The sequence below is a fragment of the Nostoc sp. DSM 114160 genome (assembly GCF_053470305.1).
Genome location: NZ_JBPFGO010000004.1, coordinates 162,336 through 186,463 on the forward strand (window position 1 = coordinate 162,336; position 24,128 = coordinate 186,463).

Sequence of the window (24,128 nt, forward strand, 5' to 3'; positions counted from 1 at the left end):
TATATAGATTATTAGTCCAAGAACTTAGGGATATAAGATAGAGAAGTATATTTAACTTTTCCTTTTCCTGATAATGGGGTTGAAAAAGTGAGCATTGATTAAGTATGGTTAATGAGTACGAATTCATACATATTATTCACAATCGAATGCTGAAAGTAAGTGTTTTGAGCATTGGATGAGCATTTTAGAGAGAGTAAAGGCTAAAAGTGTTGATATGATGTCGGTTTATCGTAATCTGCAAGAAACTCACTTAAATCGTGCCCGCGCCAGTCTCAGACAAGCGCTTTCTTGGTATGGATATCTTCGCAAGTCAGGGACAGTTATCATCTAACCCAGAATTTGTAGGTTTGATGAAACCAGAATTGGAAGCTTTGAGAGCCACACTCAACAAGCTGGATTCAAACGTCATTAGAATTGCTGTCTTTGGTTTGGTGAGCCGGGGAAAGTCAGCAGTTTTAAATGCCTTGTTGGGAGACAAGATTTTGCAAACTGGACCCCTGAATGGTGTCACCCAATGGCCCCGTTCCGTGCGCTGGCAACCCAGTGATAAGGTACTAGTAGAGTTAATTGATACCCCTGGATTAGATGAAATTGAGGGGGAGTCACGGGCGGATATGGCACGAGAAGTAGTACATCAGGCGGATTTGATTTTGTTTGTCGTGTCTGGTGATATCACGCGCACTGAGTATCAAGCGCTGCTGCAATTAAGGCGATCGCAAAAACCCCTGATTTTAGTGTTTAACAAAATAGACCTTTACCCAGATACAGACCAAGGGGCAATTTACCAAAATTTACAACAACTGGGTGCAGGGCATCCAGAAGCGAAACCTCTATTACCCGATGAAATTGTGATGGTGGCAGCAGAACCAGCAGCAATGGAAGTCCGGGTTGAATGGCCTGATGGGCGTGTCACTTATGAATGGGAAACACCACCACCGCAAGTAGACGAACTCAAAGAGATAATTCTGAATATTCTGAATCGAGAAGGGCGATCGCTTCTGGCTTTAAATGCACTGATCCAAGCACGGGATGCAGAAGCCGCGATCGCTCAAAAAACTATCGATTTACGCGAAAAGGAAGCCGAAGAAATTATTTGGCAATTTACCAAATACAAAGCTTTGGCAGTAATGCTCAATCCCATCGCCTTCTTAGATATCCTTGGCGGAACTGTTGCTGATTTAGCTTTAATTCGCGCTCTCGCTAGATTGTATGGTTTGCCGATGACTAGCTATGAAGCCGGGAAAATTTTAAAAACGATTTTATTTAGTTCTGGCGGCTTGCTACTTGGAGAACTAGGTAGTAGCTTTCTTTTGGGTTTAGGTAAAACTACGGCTGCGATCGCCAGTGGTGACAATCCCAGCAATATTACTGCTTTTGCTGGCAGTGCGATCGCTCAAGCTGGTATCGCAGGTTATGGCGCATATTCCGTTGGCAAAGCTGCCCAAGTCTATCTCGAAAAAGGCTGCACTTGGGGACAATTAGGCGCTAGCAGCGTCATTCAAGAAATCCTCTCTCAAGTTGACCAAAATACAATTCTGTATCGTTTGCGACAAGAATTAAACATAAAGTATTGAGAATAATTAAAAACTGCTATCTTTTTGTTACCGTTTATAAGCGTTTATCAACTTCTATCAAAGTCTTCTGACAATTAACTGACATTCTCAATTTGGGATGCAAGATTGAGAACATGACCACCTCTGCTTGCGATCGCAACTAGTAGAATTCCCATACCTTTTTGAATCTAAAGATGCCAAGAGGGTAATCCCACTCAATTTTGCGAAAAAGATGGCGGTGTTTACCACTACTTTTTGTGGGAAGCGTATCTAAACTAGAAATGTGAGCTGACTGAGGTCATTAAAAGCTTGCAGCTAATAACTCTGTCTGTAAATTAAAGGTGAAAGTATCATGACAACTACCCTAAAAATTGAAATTGCTGGGGCAGAAACTCTAGAAGAAGCCATTACTAATGCCATTACTGAAGCCCGGACAACTTGCGATCTAGATGGCAGCAATTCTGCTGGTTGTGCTGTAGCGTGGGACATTGTAGAAGAATTGCAAGCCGAAAAATCTCATCAACACCAAGCAAAATCCAAAAAAACCTCTTTGGAAAATTACTGCGATCGCCATCCAGATTCCGTAGAATGTCTAATCTACGACCTTTAATTCTTCCGTAAATCAGTTGTTGCTGATTGCGTTATTTGCTTAATTGCCTCTAAATCAAGTGGTGGTGTTTCACTTTCCATTGCCAACCACAACAGATATTCGATATTCCCAGCAGGGCCAACGATCGGCGACCAAGTTAAGCCTTTGTATTTCCATCCTAATTCGTGAGCAGCTTGCAAAACCTGGAAAATGGCATCAGCTTGGTCGTTTGGATCGCGCACAACACCTTTTTTACCCACACGGGATCTGCCGACTTCAAACTGTGGCTTGACTAACAACACAGCTTCACGATTAGCTTGAGTTAGTTGCCACAAAGCAGGCAGAATCTTATTTAAAGAAATAAACGATACATCAACCACCGCCAAATCAGGAATCGGGTCATTTTCACCATATAACTCATCCGGTCGTAGTTGCCGTAAATTGGTGCGTTCCCGCAAAATCACTCGCGGATCGTTCCGCAACCGCCAGTCAACTTGTCCGTAACCGACATCAATACCGTAAACTTGTTTTGCTCCAGCTTGCAAGAGACAATCAGTAAAACCACCAGTAGAAATTCCACCATCTATACAAATGCGCTCTGCTACGGGAATGGCAAATACTGACAAAGCTTTGGAGAGTTTTTCACCGCCTCTAGAAACAAAAGGCGATCGCTCTTTAATATTTATTTGAGCCGAAATATCAACTTCTGTTCCAGGTTTATCAACTAACTGTTGATTAACAGTAACTTCCCCCGCCTGAATTAACCTCTGTGCTAAGGCGCGAGAAGAACATAAATTTAACTCTACTAATAATGTATCGAGTCGCTGTTTAGCCAATTAATTAGACTCTCCTGGTAAGATTAAAGCCAAAGCACGATTGATAATTTGTTTTTGGTTAACCAGCTTTTCTAATTCTTGGACTTCATAACGACCTTCTTCTACTTCCAAGGAAGCCTCATCAATGGCATTTAAATAGGCTTCTGCTAAAATTTCTAACAATTCTTCTGGGGTGAGATAATAGTCCCCAGCTTTGGGCTGCTTATTTTCTCGTTGAATTTCCCGAACCGAATTCCGAATTGAGACTTCCCAAGAGCGAGTTGTGCGATTTTCAGCTTGTTGTTTAATTAGATGCAACAATAAAATCACTGCATCGCTACGAATCGTCTTGATGATGTCATTTCGGCTCATTTCCTCTAATTCTTCAACTATAATCAATGCTCCTTGAACATCGCCTTTAACAAGTAAGTCTTTCAGGGTTAATAATTCTTCCATCATCAGCGCCTCAAACATCGGCAACTTCTATTGTGGCTTATGACGTTTATTCCTATGCTCTTAAGAATTAGCTGACTAATCCTGCCGATCTTCAGAATTAGACGAGGAAGTGTCGCTATTTGTATCCTGCTGTTGAAAGTTAGGAAGAGTAGCAGCAGGGTCAGTGTAAACTCCTTGTTCATAAGCCTCCAATGCCCTCGTAAGTATTGCTGCGGCTAGATTACTGGTAGTACGTTTTTGAGTTTTTGCCCATTCCTCCAGTCCTTTTAGTGTTTCTTCTGTCAGGTTTACTGTTAATCTCCATCTCGACGGCATTTCAAATATTTCCATACTTACACCCCCTATATAGTGCCTCACTGTGCTGCCAAAATTTTACCAAATAAGTGCATCCAGGTGCAGCACTAATGATATTATCTCTGTAAAACCGACGCAGGTTTTAACTACAGAATCTGCAAAAAAATAGCGATCGCCCCCAGCACGGAAAAGCGATCGCTTCGTAAACCCCCATATAGGGAGATAAATACAATGATGACACAATTACAAAAGTTAACAGATGTCCAAACTGACTATCAAGCATCCCCAGAAAGAGAATCCATCAATAGTTGGTATTCACAAAAAAGCGATCGCTCCATTAAACCAAAGTGCGATCGCTATTTATGTTTATGTCGAGGTAGACACCTGGCCCACTTAAAATCTAAATATCTATCTCGCTCAACTCACGTGTAATGTGATCGAATGGTTCATCTACAAAAGCACTGTTAACCACACCTGCTGCTGCTACTTGCTCCTTAATTAGATCCTTGAGAATCTGGATACCGCGAACCGTAGGCCCAATAGGTACTCCTAAAGAATTGTAAGTTTCCCGCAGCCCTTGCAGCACTCGTTCATCCAACACATTGGTGTTCCCAGCAACCAGCGCATAAGTGGCGTAGCGCAGATAGTAGTCCATATCGCGCAGACAAGCTGCATAACGACGAGTTGTATAAGCATTTCCACCAGGGCGAATCAATTCTGGCAGTTCTTCAAATAACTGTAAACCAGCTTGCTTGACAAGTCCAGCCGCATTAGAATTTATCGCCGCCGCTGCTTGTACTCTTGCTGTACCACTATCAAAGTAAGACTTCAGGCTATCGATCGCATTCCGGTCAAAATATCGACCAGCTAGGTCATAATTCTTAATTAAACTTGTTACTGCATCGCGCATTCCTTCTTCTCCCAATCATTGCTATTTATGGTTTGATATTTATTTGGCTGCACTTATGCACCAGTAAAGTTTTGTGCTATTAAAAATAGATTCGGCACAAAAACAATCTATCCACTATCTATGGATTCTATGCCAAAGTTGACCCCTATATGATGAACTTTCCAGTTTTGTACAGATGATCGCCGAAAGGTTAATATAACCTGATAATCCAGATATCTGTAGTACAAGCTACAAAATCAGCTAATGTCTAGTATTTAAGATATTTCTGGTGTGTCACGGCCTGATTGAGATCGGCAGGGTTAGGATGCAATGTAATATTCTGGTTTACTTTAGGAAATTGGTAGAGAAGGAGTAACAATGACAACACCACAAGAAGTCTTGAAATTGATCCAAGACCAAAAAATTCAGCTGATCGATCTCAAATTCATCGATACAGTAGGGACTTGGCAGCACCTCACACTGTACCAAAACCAAATCGATGAGACTGCATTCACTGATGGCGTACCGTTTGACGGTTCCAGCATCCGAGGTTGGAAAGCGATCAACGAATCGGACATGACGATGGTACTCGACCCCAACACTGCTTGGATCGACCCCTTCATGGAAGTGCCAACGCTAAGTATAATTTGTAGTATTAAAGAACCCCGCACGGGAGAATGGTACAACCGTTGCCCACGGGTTATTGCCCAAAAAGCAATAGATTACCTGGTTTCCACTGGTCTTGGTGACACAGCTTTCTTTGGCCCTGAAGCTGAGTTCTTTATCTTTGACAATGCTAGATTTGCCCAAACCGCCAACGAAGGCTACTACTTCTTAGACTCCGAAGAAGGTGCTTGGAATTCCGGTAAAGCTGGTACAGATAACAAACCCAACTTGGGTTACAAACCACGCTTCAAAGAAGGTTACTTCCCAGTTTCACCAACGGATTCTTTTCAAGATATCCGTACAGAGATGCTGTTGACAATGGCACAATTAGGTGTGCCCATTGAAAAACATCACCACGAAGTTGCTACTGGTGGTCAGTGCGAACTAGGTTTTCGTTTCGGTAAGTTGATCGAAGCGGCTGACTGGTTGATGATTTACAAATATGTCATCAAGAACGTTGCCAAGAAATACGGCAAAACCGTTACCTTCATGCCAAAACCAATTTTTGGCGATAACGGTTCGGGAATGCACTGTCACCAATCCATCTGGAAAGATGGCCAACCTCTGTTTGCAGGTGATAAGTATGCTGGTTTGAGCGAAATGGGCTTGTACTACATTGGTGGTCTTCTCAAACACGCACCAGCGCTGTTGGCAATCACCAACCCTAGTACCAACTCATACAAGCGCCTAGTACCTGGTTATGAAGCTCCTGTTAACTTGGCTTACTCCCAAGGGAACCGTTCCGCTTCTATCCGTATTCCTCTATCTGGTACTAACCCCAAAGCCAAACGTTTGGAATTCCGTTGTCCAGATGCTACTTCTAACCCCTATTTGGCATTTGCTGCAATGCTTTGTGCTGGTCTCGATGGCATCAAGAACAAAATCCATCCTGGTGAACCCTTAGATAAGAATATCTATGAACTCTCTCCAGAAGAACTGGCAAAGGTTCCTTCAACTCCAGGTTCTTTAGAACTGGCTTTGCAAGCACTGGAAAAAGATCACGCCTTCTTGACCGAATCAGGCGTCTTCACGGAAGACTTTATCGAAAATTGGATTGACTACAAACTAGGTAACGAAGTCAAACAGTTGCAGCTGCGTCCTCATCCTTACGAGTTTTACCTCTATTACGACGCTTAATTAAGAGTCGTATCTAACTAAAAAGTCATAAGTAAGTTTTGCCACCCTAGATAAAGGGTGGCTTTTTTTAGAGCTGCCGGTTGAGATATTCACTCAAAAAATCAACCTTAAAACTTAGCTCATGGAAGCATGACTCGGCCCATAAATCATCCGAGTGTTAGCATCAACCTTCCCTTGAATTGGGTTCCAGTAGTGGGATGCTTCTTCAGGAAGACCAAGTTCTTGTGCCGCACGCATCAGCATTGATTGTTGGCGATTCTTGACTTGTTGGTGTTCACGCGCCATTAACGCCCGAGATTTATCTGCAATAGACATAACCATAGCCCTCTCTATTTTGTGAATATATAATTTTTGTTTTCCTGAGACTACTATAACAAAAATTCTGTAACATAAGCTACTGTTTTAAAAAATTTATATTTGCTTTTGCTGACAATATCAGCTATTTTTTCCCAGAGCTGGAAAAATCTCCCTAAGCCACTTTTGACGGCTAAAATCATCTGGCTTCAGATTGTCTCACCTGAAAAAACACACCTCTCTCAAGACAGAACACTTATTCGTTACTTTTGTTTACATTTAAAAGGTCTGACACTTCAGTTCAAAAGTGACTAGTTCAAAAGTGACTAAAAAGTGACTAATTTTTATAACTTTTACTGTTTTTTTAGGTGAAGCGGCATAAATACAACAGTTGAAAAAATTAAGTTAGCATTAAATAAAGATTTACAAAACTTTACATAAGTTATGACAGTTACCTACCCACGCAAATTTCAAAATGTTTTGAGTGCGAGAGATATATTGAAACGAGTGGTATGCGATCGCGAAATCCATCTAATTACTCTCAACCGCTACCGTTACAGCGAACAACGTAGTTGCAAAGACCTAACTGAGGTAATTGAACAACTGAATGGACAGCCACGGGAACTGGTACGGGATTTGTCTCATCACATCTCAGATGAAGCTCGTCATGCCATGTGGCTAACTGATTTGTTGATTGATTTGGGAAGCGATATAGGAACTCCCCCCGGAACTTCCTATATTGATGAATTTGATCGGCTGCTCGACAAAGACACCTACGATCCAAAACATAACCTAGAGGACGGGATAATTGCTGCCTTGGCCGCAATTAACATTACCGAAAAGCGGGGTTGTGAGTATTTCTCTGCCCACATTCACGCGCTTAAACAAGCACCTCAGACAGAAGAAAACATCAAAATTCGGGAAACGATTGAAAAAATTCTTCCAGAAGAAGTAGGACATGTCCGTTGGGGTAATCGTTGGCTAGGAGAAATTGCGCGTAAGAGTCCAGAACATCAGCAAAAAGTAGAGCAAGCCAAGCGAAAATATACCGTAATTGAACAAGCCGCATTTGAATCAGGAATGGATATCACCTTGGGTGCAGAACTACGGCGAGTTGCCAACCTGGTGGAAGTCGCAAATACTATGCCGCTTTGGCAACGTCCTCAATACTTGATGGAACGCTTACCCCAGACTTTGCTAGCGCCGGAGTTGCAATTTACTCGAATTCAGGCTGCACAAAAGGCTTGGCAGCGCGATCCACAGGCGTTTATTGAGAAGTTTGTGCCAATGTTCCTCAACGGCATCCAGGATACAGAAAGTAGCCGCAAGAAAACAACGGTGTAAAAGGGCGTGGGGGATTGGGTATGGGGCATTGAAATAATTAATAGTTTTTCTCCCTCATCTCTCTCACTCCTTTTTCTTTAACGTGAGTTCGATGAATCTCTCCCTCCCAGCCTCCCTCTCCGAAACCCAAAGGGAGGAGCAACGAAAAATTCAGCTTTTTGCTCCCCTCTCCGTGTCGGAGAGGGGTTGGGGGAGAGGTCAAATAAGACTTGTCGAACTCACGTTTCTTTAAAAAAAATTCATATAAAAAGGCCAAATGCAAATTTTTGCATCTGGCCTTGGGTGTAAAATAATTAAAAAGACTAAGATGATCTGGCAGATCCTTCTTAACACTTATTTCGTCGGGAGCCATCTACGAGGAGAACGAACCAAAGGGTAAAAGTAGGTCAAGAATAATAAATTTGTTAGCAAGTGCAATAAACCTATACTACTTATGCGAATCCCTACCTAGATAAGCAAGAGATGAAACGAAAGGGATTTTATGCTTCGGCAAAAGGCGCTAAACAAATGTCAGAGCGAAGAGCGGTTACTTTCTTTTGTAGATAATCGGCTACTCGATGTATGAGAAGAAAATTTATTGGGGAATAAAGTGAAGTTGCCCTAAGGCTGTTTCTTCAACAAGCAAAATGTCTGAATTAGATGTGCTTTAGATTAACTCGTAGCCTAAATAACATCTATTTCTAGAGCCGTTGAGGATTGAGATGCAAAGCTTTCCACCGAAAATGAGCAACAGTTGTAGAGCTTTTGAGGAGTTGGTAATGCTATCAATCAAAGCACTTAATTTGATTTGCTTTTTGATCGGCAGAATTGAGACCAACTATATATATACAAAGTTTGCAGTTGAAATACTAAGCGATCGCTGAAGACTTTCGTGTGTCAACTGTATATATCTCCGCCAGAAAAGCTGTGTAAAAGACGTTAACACAATATCCTGTTTCCTGGTAATTCTGTTCCTTTGGGAAAAGAGGCATTACCCTACAGTAGTTAAACCACAGCATAGATATTTCGGACTTTTTGTGTCACTTCTCTGCGCCCACTACCACGATGACGTGGCGCATCATCTGAAGCTTGTTCAGATGCCGCCGAGAGCCACTGTGACGAAGTAGGCGTGGAAGGCAGCCCTGTTGATAAGTGATTGACCATTGCTTGGCAGTTAAAAGCTAAGGGGCCGAACACCAGACTCGAGACTAAAAGTGAAATGGCAGCACGCATAGCAAATGTCTATTTGGGAACTCTCCACTTCACTGATACTTAGCTTTTTGATTAATATCCGGACAATTCATCAAAAAGTATTCTGTTTTACTGAAAATAAACTCTTCTTATCCTCCGTTTAAATGTTCGACTAATAACCAATTACCAGAGTGATTGTAATGACCCCACAATGTAACTAATTGTTCGTGGGGATAAGCGCGTAATTGCTCGTCGATATGCGATCGCAAAGTCACAAGCTGCCAGTTTTGCCCTTGATATGTGGCTGGTGCTGTGACAGTGAATCTGTATTCCTGCTGTTCCAAGCGGTAAAAAATCCCTTTGAAACAGTTACTTTCCGGAATTAATGGCTTGCCAAAAGCAGATTCAGGGCAATCGCCACTAACTGGATAGGCTTGTGGGTTATCTAAGTAATACAGTTGCCAGTGCCGCCAATCCGAACGATTGGGGGGAAGATTAAACAAAGGAATAATTAGCGCTTTTGAGCGATTATCATCTAATAAAGCCGTTTGCAGCTTTATAATAGGTAAATCCCTCGGCTGGCAGTTTAATTCAACACATATCGCCGCCGCCATCCCTGCTGCTTGACCAATTCCCATCACCACAGGTTGTAATCTGGTAGCGCCATTGGCAATGTGGGAGACAGAAATATTCTTTTCACACACCAAGAAACCATCTGTTGCGGCTGGAATTAGACAACTGTAGGGAATTGTAAAAGGAGTTCCAGTCCAACGCCCCCCCCAACGGATCGATTTAGGTTGCAGTGAGAATTGAACACCAGGATAATGATGGTCATTGGCGTAATTACCAACTGCGATTGCATCATTAAATATAGATGCAACTCTACCTTTTGCGATCGGCAAAATATCCTGTTCTCGGACAGTAGTTAGCCCCACCAAGCGGCGGCTTTCCCGGTAATAGGGATGCAGTGCAAAAGCTGTAGAAGTGTGAGGAAATACTTTTTCTGCTAAACCATAGCGACGACCAAGCTGTTTTTGGATAAAATGAGCAAAATTTTGGCTGTGCCAGCGAGATTCTTGGATGAATTCACCTCTGGATACATCTGACTCTATCAATCGCCCTACCCCTTCGCCGTAGTCATTGCCACAGATTGGCCAGTTGATCATAAATAGGCCACCGGGCAAACGTCCATAATTTAAAAATGTCTCTGCTCCATAGGCATCCCAAGCACCTGTAAACTGCGATGAATTATAGTTAGGCGCAGTTGGAATCTCTGGTGCTATTGCTTCACCAAAGTCCTGCATAATCACTACATAAGTGGGCGCTTGCACAGGATATTTGTGGGTTAAAGAGCTAAAAGTCACTGGGGCGCTGGGTTCTTCCCACTCAGATTGCAATTCCCAGCCCCAACGGTAAGGTATGTCAGCTAAAGCTAATAAATCTCCTAATTCTGTGCCATCGAGAATAATCTTGGCTGTGACAGCAAAATCAGCAAAGCGGACACCAGTAATCAAATTACCTTGTCGAAATACCTCTAAAGGTACTTGTCCAGAAATCCAGTGCAAATTCGGCAATTCCTGCACCCAATCTGCAAAAATCTCTGCTCCAATTCGGGGATCGTAACTAAAAAAGCTTACCCAACTGTTATCTAATCCTCCAGGCTGTCGTTGTCGCAATTCCTGCAAAAACGCACCCCATAACCCTGTTTGAAAGGATTCTAATTCATTGCCATCGGGTACAGACACTCCAGCCGAAGTTAGCATTCCTCCCAACCAAGGAAATTCACTCACCAAAATGGTTTTGGCTCCCCGTCGCGCCGCTTGGATAGCAGCCGCAGTGCCTCCGGTTCCACCGCCGACAACTAAAACATCAGCTATATATGTTTGATTAACCATAAATAATTTACGTATTGTTGACGAGATACATGAGATTTTATCCTCTTGCATAAGTCTTTTATTATTGTCTAATGTTTGTATTAGCTAATGATTAAATAATTAGAATATCAAATTGATTATCTATTTATCGTATTTTTACTGAAAATAAATAGTAATTATTTGGGAATACTAATAAATAAAGAGTAACTTGTGATTAAAATGGAAGTTTTATTGATTTATGCTTGGGCTTATTTTTCAATTTCTTGTCACGAAATGGGACATTTTACAGTAGCTAAAATGATTGGTTTTAATCCATATTCAGTAAAAATTGGAACTGGAAAAAGAATGTTAAAGTTTAAATTATTTAATTGTATATTTGAACTTAATATTTTCCCAAATGGTGGTATAACTTATATGTCTAATTTAAGCTTGCATAACATTAAACCTAAGTTGATATTTGTGTATTTAGTCGGGCCGATGATTAATTGTTTATTATTTGGATTAATTATTAATATTTACAATCAGAGGATTTTACATTATAAATTTACAAGCTTTCTAAATATTATAATATGTTTTGCTGTTTTTGAATCTTTATTAATTATTGGAAATCTTTGTCCATCACAATTAACTTTATACGGACAAAAGCATTCCAACGATGGTCAGCAAGTACTCGATGCTTTGACTAAAACTCAGGCAGAATTTATTCAACAAAAGTTAGGTTTAGCTAGATACACAATTAATAAAAATGATTCTTTAATTGAGTTCTTTAATAATAATTTGAAAATATTACAAATACTATATGAAGCTCAAGTAGAATTCGAGAAAAGAAACTTTGATCGAGCAATTGAATTATTGGAGGCAATTGTAATCAACGATTGTCTGATTGTAAGAGATAAACTATATATTCTTGATATTTTAGTTTCGATTGTTATTGAGCATGAACAAATTCAATATTTGCAAAAAGCTGATGCTTGGTCTGCTCAAGCACTGGCATTAGCTGGTGATATTAAAACTATTCAAGGAACTAGAGGAGCTATTTTAATAGAATTAGGTAGATATAGTGAAGGTAAAGAAATGCTTTTACCTTTAACGGAATCAGGTAACGATCTCATTGATATCGCATATAGTTGTTGCTACATTGCTAAAGCAGATTATTTTTTAGGCAATGAAAATCAGGTCAAAGATTGGTTAAAAAAAGCTAAACAAGTTGGTGTTGCTCCTCGTACTTTACTAAGGATACAAAAGGAAATTAATTATTTTATATAAATTAAAATTTTTTTTGATGGTTTGACCAAAACTACCAGTTCCCAAGACTCGAATGATTTTATAATCTCACTTTAGTGACTGACCCAATATCAAGGCTTAAAGGCGATCGCCTACCATGAAGAATGTCTATATTTTAACCTTACTCTTACAGATGCTAAGTGTTGAGCCTTTTTACCACTCTCCCATAATTTTTGTTTGTCAATGGTGAATAGCTCACAGTCCACGCCAGTTTGCTCAAGCCGGAAAACCCGCCCACCCAACTGGCTCAAAAAACTATAATTTTGACTATTGACCAACTTTAAAAATTTGAACAACGCTTAAAACAAGCCAACACACAAAAATCACAAGTGTGATAGCCTAACGTTGACTGCTAATGTTACATCTAGTATCGTTAAGCGGGGAAAAACCAACGTGAAAGCACAGGTATTTAGAGGCGTTAATCAACTGTCTTACGAAGATATCCCAGTTCCAACTCTGGAAGCAGATGAAGTGCTGGTACAGGTGCGGGTTGTGGGATTGTGTCAGTCAGATATAAAAAAAATTCGTTATCCACTGTATGAACCGCCGCGCATTTTTGGACATGAAACCGCCGGCACGATCGCAGCAGTAGGCAATAATGTCAAAGGTTGGCAAGTTGGACAACGGGTAGCAGTGATGCATCACATCCCTTGTATGCGTTGCGCCTATTGCCTAAATGATAATTTCTCGATGTGCGATGTTTACAAAAACATCTCCACTACCGCAGGCTTTAACGCCAGTGGTGGCGGTTTTGCTGATTATGTCAAAGTTCCAGGACATATTGTGGAAAACGGTGGGTTAATTTCCATCCCGGATAATATTAGTTTTGAAGAAGCCAGTTTTGTAGAACCAACTAACTGCTGTTTGAAGGCAGTGAGAAAAGCTCAAATTGCTCCAGGACAAACTGTATTAGTTACTGGTGCTGGGCCAATTGGGTTAATGTTCATTATGTTGGTGAAGTATTTCGGAGCAAAAGCGATCGCTACTGATTTACTACCCTCTAGAATTGATAAAGCCTTGAGTGTCGGTGCAGAGGCGGCTTTTGATGCTCGCGATCCCGATTTATCTGCCAAAATTCATGCCTTAACTGGTGGACTAGGCGTTGATGTCACCTTGCTGGCGGTTCCGAGTGAGAAAGCTTTCTTTCAAGCACTTGATAGTACCCGCAAAGGCGGTAAAATCTTGTTTTTCGCCGAATTTCCTGATGAGGTGGAAATTCCCATTAACCCAAATATCCTCTACCGTCGAGAAATTGACTTGATCGGCAGTTATAGCTCATCTTATCGGCTTCAGAATCTATCAGCCGATATTGTGTTTAATCAGCGAATTGATGTAAAAGCGTTGATTAGCGATCGCTATCCATTAAAAGATTTATCAGCAGCCGTGGAAGTTGCGATCGCACCCACACCGGATACTTATAAAATCTTAATTTATCCGTAAAAGGAAGATTAGGGAGATAGGAGAGTGTTAAAACTAGAAGTTTAAAGTTCTGTCTGAGATTCAGCTACGAAGCTAAAAGGTTCAACGATGGAGCTAAAAGGTTCAACGATGGAGCTAAAAGGTTCAACGATGAAGCTAAAAGGTTCAACGATGGAGCTCAAAGGTTCAACGGTGAAGCTCAAAGGTTCAACGATGGAGCTAAAAGGTTCAACGGTGAAGCTCAAAGTTTCAAAGTTCACCCTTACAAGCTCACGTTTCATCCTTATCTCTCTCACTTTCCCCTTGTCCGCAACAAAATGCTTATTACTCTACTTTTCGTCGCTCTACTAGCTTTCTACGTCGCCTGGAATCTCGGAGCAAACGATGTCGCTAATGCGATGGGAACCTCTGTAGGTTCCAAAGCTGTCACTCTCAAACAAGCACTAATAATTGCTGGGGTATTAGAGTTTACGGGTGCTGTGTTGTTTGGGACATGAGGTAACGGAAACTCTCGCAACGAAAATTGCTAATCCCGCTTTATTCGCAGCTACACCCCAAATATTAGTTACTGGGATGGTAACGGTATTAATATCCTGTGGTGTGTGGTTGCAAATTGCCACATCACGCGGTTTACCAGTCTCATCTTCTCATGCGGTTGTTGGTGCGATCGCTGGATTTAGTTGGGTAGCTTTGGGAGTAAATGCAATTGATTGGTCATCAATTGGCTTAATTACCATTGGCTGGATTTTAACGCCATTAATTAGTGGTGCGATCGCCGCTTTATTTTACAGTCAAATCAAGCACTGGATTTTAGATCGACCCAATCAAATAGTCCAGTTACAAGAGTGGATTCCCTGGTTAAGCACTGCGCTGCTAGGTATATTCGGCGTAATTGTCTTACCATCGCTCACAGAACCGCTAACCAATTTTGTAATTGAGCAAGTTGGTTTTACAATCCCTGCTTACGACATCCCTCTGTTAACAGGTGCAATCGCAGCAGTTGGACTCACAATCATTAGTTGGCGACAATTGGGAGATAAGGGAGACAAGGGAGAAATACTCCCAAATCCCGTAGAAAGATTATTCGGTCGATTCCAACTCCTAAGTGCTTGCTTTGTCGCCTTTGCTCACGGTTCTAATGATGTGGGAAATGCGATCGCTCCTTTAGCTGCGATCGTTTACATCAATCGCACTGGTAGCGTACCTACTGATGGTATAACTATCCCGCTTTGGATTTTAATCCTTGGTGGTGCTGGTATTGTTGGTGGTTTAGCTGTCTGGGGAAAAAAAGTTATTGCTACCATTGGCGAAAACATCATTGCCTTGCAACCCAGTAGTGGATTTTGTGCCGAACTGGCAACTGCTACCACCATACTTATTGCTTCCCGGCTAGGTTTACCAGTCTCCACCTCTCACGCTCTCGTCGGCGGTGTAGTTGGTATTGGACTAGTGCAAAATCTCAAGTCGATTAAGTTTCAAACACTAAAAGGTATTGCTGCCGCATGGCTAATTACAATCCCCGTGAGTGCTGTCCTTAGCGCTGCCATTTTCAGCATCGCCCGAATTTTATTCTTCTAAGAATTATTAATATTTTCCCAACTTTTCCTCTATTGGAATTTACTCAAAGCAAAACCCAGACTGCAACAACGCCAAAAAAAGCGTGCTTTTGCAGAATTGTTGCTCATTCATTAGAATGTTGTGCAGGGGATAACGTAACTTAGAATTTCCACAGAAGGATACTTTAATCCCCGTTTAGAGATATAAACTGTCACACCAGTTACATTCCACACAAATTTACAGTTAGTTTCGCAAGTCAGACAATTTGGTGGGGATATCTAGCGACAAGTCGCCTACGCACACGCATCTGTGAATCTTTGACAATTATTGTTGGCAGCAAAACAATAAATATTTATTTGGAGTGAGATTTCTTTAAAAGTAAAATTTCATTGGCAAATAATTTATGAAAATTAAACTGACCAAAAATAAAAAAGTTCCTATTTAAGGCACTTCCAGGCGTGGCGATCTAATACTTTTCGGGTTTTGGGGAAAAGGAGAAAGAAAAAACCTTTAACCTTTAACCTTTAACCTTTACCCTTTAACCTTTTCCCCAAACCCAATGGCCAGTTAAAAATGGTTAACCGAGCAGTATTGAGACGGGTGCTACCTCACTAAAATTCCAAATCTAATGGTTAAATACTTATCAATACTGAAGAGAACACGGTGTAGTCAGCTGTGTTGGCAAACTTAGATGCTTTGCTAACTTGTGTCTAGTATGACAGAATTACGTTGAAATGCGGAAGTGCTGTTAAAATTTTTAATTTATCTGACAAAATACAGGAAATTAGGATGACCGCCAATAAAGTGTACGGGAAGCAGCTTTATCGTCAAAGTATTAGAGGTTAGAAGCTAATGGGGCGATTCGAGAAGCAACCAGAAAACCCAAGAGTCAGAGGGGAGCTATCTAGAGCAGCAGAAAATGCTCTTTGGGCTTTAGTTGAAGACTTAGAAAATCTTCAGCAGAATGTCCTCAGAGGCTTGCAGGAAGACGTAAAGCGGCTTCAGTCAGAAAAAAATCGGTTATCTGATGAGATTCAAAGCTTGGTAGAGGAAAAAGAGCATTTACAACAAGTGCGCCAAATCACCGAGCAGCAAGTATTAATTCGGCAACTGGCAGAAGTTCTGGCAAAGCATATATCTTCACAACTGCAATCCTCTCTGACAACTTTAGCTAATCAAAGCATAGAGGGCAAATCTTACGAACAAGCGGCGTTGAAGTCTGCTGAAGTGAGCAGCAATGTAGTCGGTGAAATCAATGAAAAAGTCGAACACATGTTTGACAGTCTCGATGACACTGTTACTGTTACCTTTAATTCCTTACAACAGGAACTGAAGAACTATCAAAGTAATCTTTCCCAACAGCTGTCACGGATGTATAGCCAGCAGCAGCAAGGGGAAACGATTTTGGCGGAGTTTGTTAACCGCCTGCATGGAGAACTAGAAAAAACTATAGAAGAAACTTCACGCAAATCAGCAACAGCAGGTATACCTACTGTTTTGCAGTTTAGGGAGCCAGAAAAAAACAGTTCTGTTGAAACATCCCTGCCAGAGTTTGAGGAAGTAGTAAGAAATTCCCTTGAGCCAATTTCCCCAATCTCCAATCAATTTTCACCAAGGGAAACAACATTAGAACCACCGACTGTTAGAGAAAACACCGCAAATCCAATTTCTTCTCCCAGCAAGGATGCATCGGTAAGGGAAATAACATCAGAGCCACCAATTGTTAAAGAAAACGTCGCGAATCCAATTTCTTCTCCCAGCAAGGATTTGTCGCCAAAAGAAACAACACCAGAGCCGCCGATTGTTAGAGAAAATACCGCGAATCCAATTTCTTCTCCCAGTAAGGATTTGTCGCCAAAAGAAACAACACTAGAGCCGCCGATTGTTAGAGAAAATACCGCGAATCCAAGCAAGGATTTGTCGGTAAGAGAAACGCCATCAGAATCTACTGCGGCTGTAGTTCCGCCACCAAAGGATAATGCCACCGAGCCAATTTCTGTCCTCAATCAGGAATCGCCGGAAGACGAAACGAAATCAGAGTCTTTGCTCACATCTGTGCTACAGCCGAGAATAATCCGACCTTCTCTCAAGATTCCTACTGAACCACTTTCTGTCCGCCGTAAGAACGCATCGCAAAGTACAGCTGAATCCTCATCGACCACTGCGCCAGAAGCGCAGGTGGAAGCAAAACCCCCACAATCGCGATCGCCTAATTCTTCTGGGTTATCGACACTCAGAATCGGTTTGTTTTTGATCGTCTTATCGGCAGTGGTGTCGTCACTTTACAACGTAGCCATCAAGGTGATTTTCCATGAAGGTTCCCAGATTTTTGGAGTATTAGAGGTAGAGCAATTGCTACCGCCGACTTTGGGCAATACTCTGTTAATTTTGACGCTACGGTTTATGGTAGTCGTACCACTAATGGTACTTTTGTCTCCGATATTGCATCCAAGACTGTGGCAAGATTTGGATAACTTGTCTGCTTCAGTCCGAGGAAATTCCACACCTGCCAATGCCGCTACCAAGCAGATTTTGGTGTTGTCAATTGTGAGTGGCTGCTTTTTGTTTTTATCTCAGGTATTAATCTATATTGCGATCGCTCAAGTCACAACGGGAATGGCGATCGCACTGTTCTTTATCTATCCAATGGTTAGCGGTCTATTTTCGTGGTTTCTGTTTCGCGATCGCCCCACTCTATTCCGCATCGCCGCGATCGCCGCGATTTGCTGCGGTGAATTGTTGGTTTTAGGAGGTTCTCCCAGCATCGGTATCGGTAATACTTCAATAGGAAGCAGCACTGCCATTCTTTCGGGTGTGGCTTTTGGTGCCTACATAATTCTGACGCGAGTCTGTGCTAGCAAACTCCATCCGGTGACTTTTACTTTAATCAACTTCACTACCATGTTGTTGTTGAGCTTTATCTGTTTGATGCTACCTTTGCCCAGCAGTTGGAACTTGGTAGTAGTTGACCCCTCGAAAATGCTGGAATTGGTTTTAAGCGCGTTTATTTTAGGCGTGCTGACCCTTGCAGGTTATTTGCTTAATAATGTTGGTATTAGTAAACTAGGTGCCTCGCGATCGGCGCTCATCGGTGGTAGCATCCCAGTTTTAACCGTGATTTTCGCTGGGTTAATCATTCAAGAAAATTTGGATATTGTGCAAATTCTGGGAGTGTTATTTGTAACCTTTGGCGCGGCTGCTTTCAGCTTTGAAACAATGCGAAATCAGGTTAAATCCTCTAGTCCCACGAATTAAATGGCGAGTTCAATCAGCTTAAGAGTGATAGGAGCTACTTTACTCCCCATCACTCTCAGCATCAATCTTGACGCTAATGCACTCACTTGTAACTTCAAGATCCCCGACTTCTCAAAGAAGTTGGGGATTTAAGTTTTTACGAATAATTTCAGAATGCTGTATAGGTGCAGATACAATACTTGTCGGTTAACGCGAAAAGGGGAATGGGAAAGGGGAAAGAAAAAACCTTTGATACCAATTTTAAAAAAGAATGCGACAGATACATACGGACATACCTTTGTCCTGTCTAGCTTTCCTAATTTTGAATTTTGAATTGGTATAACCTTTTCCCAAAACCAAATTCCAGTTTAAAATCCAAAACCCAAGGAGTATTGGGTGCAGATATATAGCGATCGCCAGGTAGGTTAGGACATAAACTGAATATAGAACCTAGACACCAAGAGACTTTCAACCCTGTCCTCTGTCACCTGTTCCCTGTCCCCTGCTATAGCAGTTGCCAGGTAGATTAGGACATAATGACAAGCGGAAATCTCAGAAATAGCAAGGTTTTTACCTCCAGCATGGTTGTTGAGCGACTTGCCCTGAGTTTCGACACTTCGACTGCGCCCTTCGGCTACGCTCAGGACAGGCTCAGTGCATCGCTGCGCGGTAATCGAGCGACTTGTACTGAGTTTCGACTGCGTGGTAATCGAGCGAAGTCGAGATTCAACTACCGCTTAGTCGAAGTAAGTCGAGATTCAACTACCGCGTAGTCGTTGGCGTGGTAACAGAGCGTTGGTCATTGAGTTTCGACACTTCGACTGCGCTCAGTGCATCGCTGCGCGGTAATCGAGCGACTTGTACTGAGCGTAGTCGAAGTAAGTCGAGATTCAACTACCGCGTAGCCGAAATGAGTCGAAGTGCAGCCTCTCCAAGAGTTGGGAGTCGAAACACTGCCTCCTGCAAAGCTGCCTCTTGCTATAACACTTAATAGATCGGCAAGCAGTATTCAGAATAAATCGACTTGTAATATATTTTTAGGAATTTAGCCTGATACAGGTAGGGAAAACACGTATATGTAAGCAACATGAGTAGTACGAGCATAAGTACTTGCTCAGAGAGAATATTCCCAAGGAGTTAAGACTATTGCAGCATATTTTGGAACTAAGAGATGGAGAAGTCGCAGAAATGCTTAGAGGAACTCGTTTTTTCAAGCCAAACGTACTTAGTTGATATTAGGCGGTCGACCTACCTGTTTTTTCAGTATGGGAGGCAAAGTAAGTGGGCAAGAATAGACTAACTTATGTTAAGCAATGTAAATTACATGAAATTGCCTTGTAGTGAGAGCTAAAGTCCTTATTGTTCCGTTTTATTTGTCCTTAATTAGGAAGCCTCCCAGACTGCACTAAGTCACTACAAATCTTTAATTATTCACACCCATTTACTAATTGTGTTTTGTAAAATGGTATCTTTATTTCTATCGTTTTATACAAGTCAACTTAATCTGCGATCGCCAAAACACCCAGAAAAAGAAGCTTTTATCGTAGCTTACTACGGATTCTCACTCTTTTCTCGCGACAAACTATCTACGTAATTTAAGTCTCTGAAATATATAAAATAGCGAGGTAAAACATACTTGAAAGTAGCCAAGAAATTAGTTAAATCATCAAAATTTAAAATTCTTTCATGAAAGAAATATAAATTTATGGCAAAAAAAACTCTAAACAATCATCGGATGGAACCCAAGATGTCTTATTATATGTATAGCTATTAACTAATCTTTCGGTTATTAGCACGAGCAGCAAAGCCTTATATCTACGCGATTGAGTCGGAAGTAATCGCGGCTTTTTGTGTCCACTCATCATATATAAAATAATAAATAAAAGTGGGATTTAGGATAGATCTAAAATATCATCAAACCTTGATTTAAGCAGAATATAAAATATTTAAATAGTCATCATTTATAAACTTTAAAATGCACAATTTTATTTCAAAACGAAAAAATGGTGATATGATATAGAACAATATTTGAAAAACAACAGGTATTTTGAAATTGGAATTATTTGCTCTACTTAATGTCTACTATCTTTCCTCAAGCCAACGGCTCATATTACCGAGACATCACTGGAGGTTGTGAACAAAATGATAGTTGACAACGGGCTGTATAGCTCAACCTCTAAATGTGGCTACACCTGGTAAGCGATTTGTTTTGAGACAATTCCCAATTATTTCTAGTCAATTGTGTACTACAAATAATTCGCCAAAGTGGCAAAAAAGCATCTTTTTCTAGTAACAAATATCCCAGATTAACTGTGCAAACTAGTTTTTATTCTGAATCGGCACAGCACCATCATTAGGTGTAAGCAGCTTGACGTTGTTGCTCTTGAAAGATGAAAAAAACCAGAAAACTGAAAGGCTTTGGAGATGAATTGCAGCATAGTTGACTGTTGGGACATAAACCACCGTTAAACTAGATTTGGTGGTGTCTCTAATTTCCCGGTTAAATGCTTCAGACAGTTATAGTCACAACTAGCAACTCTGCTTTTTAACCAGGAAAGATGCGAAAATGGTAGTTTGCGCTACCACCGATATCATCGTTATCGCATACTAATATAGTTTGAAGTAAAGACAGCTTTCAGCCAGGTGTGTACTACTTATTTTCACTCGATTAAAATTGTGTAAACGTGCTATTCAATTGTCTGTAATATGAGTAACGACATAGATCTGATCAAACGTCTTGACCCCAGTGCGATGGATCAGATCATGCTTTATCTGGCTTTTAGTGCCATGCGGACGAGTGGGCACAGGCATGGGGCATTTTTAGACGCAGCCGCAACAGCAGCAAAGTGTGCAATTTACATGACCTATCTAGAGCAGGGACAAAACCTGCGGATGACAGGGCATTTGCACCACTTGGAGCCAAAACGAGTAAAAATTATTGTAGAAGAAGTCAGGCAGGCACTAACAGAAGGCAAACTGTTAAAAATGCTGGGTTCTCAAGAACCTCGCTATTTAATTCAATTGCCTTATGTCTGGCTAGAAAAATATCCTTGGCAACCGGGGCGATCGCGCGTTCCTGGTACTAATCTGACAAGTGAAGAAAAAAGACAAATTGAGCAGAAACTACCAAGTAATCTACCTGATGCTCAGTTAGTTAGCTCCTTTGAGTTTCTGGATTTGATCGAGTTTTTACACAAGCGATCGCAAGAAGACTTACCAGCAGAACACCAAATGCCTTTGAGTGAAGCTTTGGGCGAGCATATCAAGCGCCGTCTGCTTTACTCAGGAACAGTAACGCGGATTGATTCTCCTTGGGGAATGCCCTTCTACGCGCTAACCCGTCTTTCTTATACCCCAACAGACGATGAAGAACGTACACACATCACCGTGGAAGATACCGCTCGGTATTTTCGCATGATGAAAAATTGGGCAGAACGGCGACGAAATGCCATGCGCTTGCTGGAAGAACTTGATATCCTCCCAGAAAAAATGGATCGGGCTATGGAAGAATTGGATGAAGTTATCCGTGCCTGGGCAGACAAATATCATCAAGATGGTGGTATTGCAGTGGTTTTACAGACAGCTTTTGGTGAAAGAGAAGACTAGTACAACTAACTGTACAAACTGTGCAAAATCCTAAATTCCCAAAGCTGAAAAACTGACGTGAGTTCAACTAACCTCTCTCCAACTCCTCTTTGCGTTGGAGAGGAGAATTATAATGTTTTTCATTTATTTGAATGAAATGCTTATCTGGTCAGTGGACATGGGAACAGTGCTAGGTATCGTATGCCCACAAGTGGCAGAAGTGCTACCGAAGTTTATCCTACTTAATACAACGTTTGACAAAAGTTGCATTAGTGTACAATCCGCCTGAAGGTTCGCGTGATATCTTTGTAGTCTAGATAAGATCGGGTGTTGGCATCATTGAGAAGGGCAAAAAGACGGCTTTTTTGGGCGAGATGCTGAAACTTCTTCAACCTTTCGATGATGATATAAACACCAAAGTAAGAAATATAGTAACTATTATTGCTTTAATTCCAGCTTGTTCCGACTTGGAACTAGTGCGACAAAGCGATCGCTTTCTCTACGATCGAACTACCGATAATTTAATACGCTTGGGTTAGCACCAAAAACCTTAAGTTGTGTAGGTTGGCGAGGCACTGCGCCTTTGCGGTTTCCCGACTTGTACCCCTTTAGGGAAGCAAGCTTCACGCTGCGCGTCTCTCTTCTCCTTTTGACAGAGGCGTTGCGCTAAGGGAGAAGCAAGTGGGGTTTGAAAAACGTAGACCCCGAAGGGGCTTATCGAAGAGTAACCCAACATTTTCATAGCTTTGTTGGGTTGCGCTTTGCTTCACCCAACCTACAATTTTTCACAAAGCCAAGCGTATCGATCGGTAATCTTTTTTTTGACGCAGATGGGATTGGTAAAGCTGCACAAGTTCAAATCGCCCAGTTCTCGAATCAGGCAATAGTAACTAATGTAAATATTACTGTCATTGCCTAACCAAAACTATACAGTCAACAAAGGTAAATTATCCAGTCAGGTTGAAGCATTGTAAATATATAAGGCTGGGTTTCGCTGTTGCTCAACCCAACCTACAAATTAAAATCGGATAATTTATTTTTTGGTAGTGCCTGAATCAGGTTGGCAAATAGCCACTCTAAATTCAACCTGTATATCAATTACACAAAGCACTGTAATCTAATTAGTGCCCGGTTGAGTTGGAACAACTGGTTGGGTTGGAATAACTGGTTGAGTTGGAATAACTGGTTGAGTTGGAACAACCGGTTGGTTTGGAAATGGGGTAGTTTCTAAATTTGGACTTGAACCCTCAGGAATTATAGTTGGCTGTGTAGACGAAGATGAAGCACCGATAACACTATCAGCAGCACTGATACAAGTATCTAGCGCTTGAGTAGCGGGAAGGTCGATTTGGCTACGTAAGCCAACCACACACTGACCAAAGCGCACGGGTAACAAACTGCGTCCACAATAATCTAAAACTGTCGGATTAGCTTCTTCCTTAGTACTTAAGCTAACACCAACTACACAGGTTGCTAACTCTTCAGGACGCCGGGCCTTCCCACAAGAAAAAAGCGCATCCGTTGCAGCAATTTGGGTTTCCTTATCAATTTTCACCACGCAAGCAGCCAAATCTCTTGGACGCAATGCTGCTGCACAACCTGCTGATGCCGCTTCTGCCTTTACACCCACACTCAGTAGGCGACCCGCACAGACACTATAATCATTCCTGTAAGAGGCAGCAACAGCCACATTAGGCAAGATTGTTAAACATCCAGCTATAGCCAAAACTGGTAATGTTAAAATCCTGGAGGTGGAACTGCCTTGTTTGTTCTTAACTCTGCTAACCACTTTTTTGCTCATTGACATTGCCATTCTCCAAACACCCAAAGTTATGCTAACTCAAATATCTTAAAAATCCTCTGTAATCTAAGAATTTCAGAGGTAGTAAAGTATGGACATAATTAATTATGTCGAAAATTGTGTTAATATAGCTGTTTGAAAGATAAGTAGGCAACGTAAAAAGTATT

Annotated in this window: 21 protein-coding genes and 2 pseudogenes; 13 read left to right on the forward strand and 10 right to left on the reverse strand. The window is 41.4% G+C overall.

Annotation, left to right across the window (positions count from 1 at the left end):
* Window positions 1-217 precede the first annotated feature (217 nt).
* A pseudogene (locus tag NSTCB13_RS32580) lies at window positions 218-1,574 on the forward strand (DUF697 domain-containing protein).
* Window positions 1,575-1,905: 331 nt separating this feature from the next.
* Window positions 1,906-2,163 (forward strand): Calvin cycle protein CP12, encoded by a 258-nt coding sequence (locus NSTCB13_RS32585; protein ID WP_445631708.1) that lies wholly within the window; start codon window positions 1,906-1,908, stop codon window positions 2,161-2,163.
* On the opposite strand, the gene NSTCB13_RS32590 is transcribed toward NSTCB13_RS32585, so the two are convergent.
* From NSTCB13_RS32590 to NSTCB13_RS32600, 3 genes are all read right to left on the reverse strand, one after another.
* The gene (locus tag NSTCB13_RS32590; RefSeq protein WP_445631709.1) at window positions 2,160-2,978 is read right to left on the reverse strand and encodes a TlyA family RNA methyltransferase; all 819 of its coding nucleotides are present in this window, start codon (window positions 2,976-2,978) and stop codon (window positions 2,160-2,162) included. The genes NSTCB13_RS32585 and NSTCB13_RS32590 overlap by 4 nt on opposite strands.
* Entirely contained in the window at window positions 2,979-3,413 is a 435-nt protein-coding gene (locus tag NSTCB13_RS32595; protein ID WP_445632109.1) for a DUF29 family protein, read from the reverse strand. It lies immediately after the preceding gene.
* Between the two features lie 75 nt (window positions 3,414-3,488).
* Window positions 3,489-3,743 (reverse strand): ribbon-helix-helix domain-containing protein, encoded by a 255-nt coding sequence (locus tag NSTCB13_RS32600; RefSeq protein ID WP_445631710.1) that lies wholly within the window; start codon window positions 3,741-3,743, stop codon window positions 3,489-3,491.
* A 223-nt stretch (window positions 3,744-3,966) separates the two neighbouring features.
* Here NSTCB13_RS32600 and NSTCB13_RS32605 point away from each other — a divergent pair, with 223 nt between their 5' ends.
* Window positions 3,967-4,104 (forward strand): hypothetical protein, encoded by a 138-nt coding sequence (locus NSTCB13_RS32605; RefSeq protein WP_445631711.1) that lies wholly within the window; start codon window positions 3,967-3,969, stop codon window positions 4,102-4,104.
* Window positions 4,105-4,107: 3 nt separating this feature from the next.
* On the opposite strand, the gene apcB is transcribed toward NSTCB13_RS32605, so the two are convergent.
* Entirely contained in the window at window positions 4,108-4,617 is a 510-nt protein-coding gene (apcB, locus tag NSTCB13_RS32610) for an allophycocyanin subunit beta (RefSeq protein WP_445631712.1), read from the reverse strand.
* Window positions 4,618-4,974: 357 nt separating this feature from the next.
* Here apcB and glnA point away from each other — a divergent pair, with 357 nt between their 5' ends.
* Window positions 4,975-6,399 carry a type I glutamate--ammonia ligase gene (gene glnA, locus NSTCB13_RS32615; protein WP_445631713.1) on the forward strand — a complete coding sequence of 475 codons (1,425 nt, stop codon included), beginning with the start codon at window positions 4,975-4,977 and terminating at the stop codon, window positions 6,397-6,399.
* Window positions 6,400-6,513: 114 nt separating this feature from the next.
* On the opposite strand, the gene NSTCB13_RS32620 is transcribed toward glnA, so the two are convergent.
* The gene (locus NSTCB13_RS32620) at window positions 6,514-6,714 is read right to left on the reverse strand and encodes a hypothetical protein (RefSeq protein ID WP_322677020.1); all 201 of its coding nucleotides are present in this window, start codon (window positions 6,712-6,714) and stop codon (window positions 6,514-6,516) included.
* Between the two features lie 423 nt (window positions 6,715-7,137).
* Between NSTCB13_RS32620 and NSTCB13_RS32625 the strand changes: the two genes are divergently transcribed.
* Window positions 7,138-8,037: a ferritin-like domain-containing protein gene (locus NSTCB13_RS32625; protein WP_448275177.1), complete on the forward strand. Its 900-nt coding sequence runs from the start codon at window positions 7,138-7,140 to the stop codon at window positions 8,035-8,037.
* Window positions 8,038-9,021: 984 nt separating this feature from the next.
* On the opposite strand, the gene patX is transcribed toward NSTCB13_RS32625, so the two are convergent.
* Both patX and NSTCB13_RS32635 read right to left on the reverse strand, forming a co-directional pair.
* Entirely contained in the window at window positions 9,022-9,249 is a 228-nt protein-coding gene (gene patX, locus NSTCB13_RS32630; RefSeq protein ID WP_445631715.1) for a heterocyst-inhibiting protein PatX, read from the reverse strand.
* Window positions 9,250-9,356: 107 nt separating this feature from the next.
* Window positions 9,357-11,102 (reverse strand): FAD-dependent oxidoreductase, encoded by a 1,746-nt coding sequence (locus NSTCB13_RS32635; protein ID WP_448275179.1) that lies wholly within the window; start codon window positions 11,100-11,102, stop codon window positions 9,357-9,359.
* 198 nt (window positions 11,103-11,300) lie between these two features.
* On the opposite strand from NSTCB13_RS32635, the gene NSTCB13_RS32640 reads away from it, so the two are divergent.
* Entirely contained in the window at window positions 11,301-12,347 is a 1,047-nt protein-coding gene (locus NSTCB13_RS32640; protein WP_448275864.1) for a site-2 protease family protein, read from the forward strand.
* A gap of 411 nt (window positions 12,348-12,758) precedes the next feature.
* On the forward strand, window positions 12,759-13,805 hold the full coding sequence (locus NSTCB13_RS32645; RefSeq protein ID WP_448275866.1) for a zinc-dependent dehydrogenase: 1,047 nt from the start codon (window positions 12,759-12,761) through the stop codon (window positions 13,803-13,805).
* Window positions 13,806-13,846: 41 nt separating this feature from the next.
* Here NSTCB13_RS32645 and NSTCB13_RS32650 read toward each other — a convergent pair whose 3' ends face one another.
* Window positions 13,847-14,065: a hypothetical protein gene (locus NSTCB13_RS32650; RefSeq protein WP_448275181.1), complete on the reverse strand. Its 219-nt coding sequence runs from the start codon at window positions 14,063-14,065 to the stop codon at window positions 13,847-13,849.
* A 36-nt stretch (window positions 14,066-14,101) separates the two neighbouring features.
* On the opposite strand from NSTCB13_RS32650, the pseudogene NSTCB13_RS32655 reads away from it, so the two are divergent.
* From NSTCB13_RS32655 to NSTCB13_RS32665, 3 genes and pseudogenes are all read left to right on the forward strand, one after another.
* Window positions 14,102-15,362 (forward strand): annotated as a pseudogene (locus NSTCB13_RS32655) (inorganic phosphate transporter).
* 831 nt (window positions 15,363-16,193) lie between these two features.
* Window positions 16,194-18,596, forward strand: a complete 2,403-nt coding sequence (locus NSTCB13_RS32660) for an EamA family transporter (protein ID WP_448275182.1) — start codon at window positions 16,194-16,196, stop codon at window positions 18,594-18,596.
* A gap of 515 nt (window positions 18,597-19,111) precedes the next feature.
* Entirely contained in the window at window positions 19,112-19,348 is a 237-nt protein-coding gene (locus NSTCB13_RS32665; RefSeq protein ID WP_445631721.1) for a hypothetical protein, read from the forward strand.
* 1,546 nt (window positions 19,349-20,894) lie between these two features.
* Here the strand turns inward: NSTCB13_RS32665 and NSTCB13_RS32670 are convergent.
* Window positions 20,895-21,038: a hypothetical protein gene (locus tag NSTCB13_RS32670; protein WP_448267045.1), complete on the reverse strand. Its 144-nt coding sequence runs from the start codon at window positions 21,036-21,038 to the stop codon at window positions 20,895-20,897.
* Window positions 21,039-21,281: 243 nt separating this feature from the next.
* Here NSTCB13_RS32670 and hetR point away from each other — a divergent pair, with 243 nt between their 5' ends.
* From hetR to NSTCB13_RS32685, 3 genes are all read left to right on the forward strand, one after another.
* A complete protein-coding gene (hetR, locus tag NSTCB13_RS32675) occupies window positions 21,282-22,181 on the forward strand; it encodes a heterocyst differentiation master regulator HetR (protein ID WP_445631722.1) in 900 nt (299 codons plus the stop codon).
* Window positions 22,182-22,534: 353 nt separating this feature from the next.
* A complete protein-coding gene (locus NSTCB13_RS32680) occupies window positions 22,535-22,699 on the forward strand; it encodes a hypothetical protein (protein WP_445631723.1) in 165 nt (54 codons plus the stop codon).
* A gap of 149 nt (window positions 22,700-22,848) precedes the next feature.
* Window positions 22,849-23,079: a hypothetical protein gene (locus NSTCB13_RS32685; RefSeq protein ID WP_448275184.1), complete on the forward strand. Its 231-nt coding sequence runs from the start codon at window positions 22,849-22,851 to the stop codon at window positions 23,077-23,079.
* 198 nt (window positions 23,080-23,277) lie between these two features.
* On the opposite strand, the gene NSTCB13_RS32690 is transcribed toward NSTCB13_RS32685, so the two are convergent.
* Window positions 23,278-23,967: a hypothetical protein gene (locus NSTCB13_RS32690; protein ID WP_448275186.1), complete on the reverse strand. Its 690-nt coding sequence runs from the start codon at window positions 23,965-23,967 to the stop codon at window positions 23,278-23,280.
* Window positions 23,968-24,128: the final 161 nt, after the last annotated feature.